1 protein-coding gene is annotated in these 810 nt (G+C 61.4%); it reads left to right on the top strand.

All coding sequences use genetic code 11. The features are described 5' to 3' along the window. Nucleotides 1–810, top strand: an 810-nt coding sequence (locus HCK86_RS23865) for an autotransporter outer membrane beta-barrel domain-containing protein (RefSeq protein ID WP_176086993.1), incomplete at its 5' end; no start/stop codon positions are given.

Genomic DNA, 810 nt, shown 5'->3' with positions numbered 1-810 from the left:
CTTGGCGGCAGCACCATCCAGCAGCCGACCGGCGATCAGTACGGCTTCACCCGCTCCATGGGCGGGGTTGCAACCGGCGGGCAGAAGGCGCTGGCAGATGGCTGGTATCTCGGCGGCGGGATCACCTATGAGAATTCCTCCTATATCAATGATTACAGCACCGAGAAGCTGGACGAGGATTCCATCAGCGGCGCGATTGCGCTGAAGAAGGAGGAAGGTCCGTGGCTGATCGGTCTCGTCGGCGGGCTTGGCTTCAATCAGGGCACGTCGAAGCGTTATATCGATCTTGGTTCTGTCGATGCGATTGCCAGGGCGGATATCGATTCGCAGATGGCCTTTGCCCGCATTCGCGGTTCCTACCAGTTCAGCCTGAGCGACGATTTCTACATGACGCCGCGGCTCGATCTCGACATGATCTATGCCCATCAGAGTGGCTATCGCGAAAGCGGTGCCGGGGCTGCGAACCTGATTGTCGACGGTTCCGACCAGACCATGTTCGCGGTGACGCCGGCGGTGGAATTCGGTGCCAGGGTGCCCTTCCTTGAAGACATGCCGGCGCGTCTCTTTGCCGATGCCGGCGTGTCCTTCCTCTCCGATGACAGCTGGGAACGCACGGCGCGGCTGGCGGGCTTCTCGAACATGTCGCGCTTCACCACGTCCACGCCGATCGCCGACACGGTGGCCCAGGTCAGCGCCGGCATCGACTTCCAGGCCATTCACGGATTGCAGGTCAAGCTCGAATATGACGGCAGCTTCGCCGATGGCTACCAGTCCCATGTCGGCTCCATCCGGCTCGGTTACCGGTTCTGA

The sequence above is a fragment of the Martelella sp. HB161492 genome, from assembly GCF_013184775.1.
Classification (GTDB): Bacteria; Pseudomonadota; Alphaproteobacteria; order Rhizobiales; family Rhizobiaceae; genus Martelella.
This window is presented reverse-complemented; position numbering and strand designations above follow the sequence as displayed.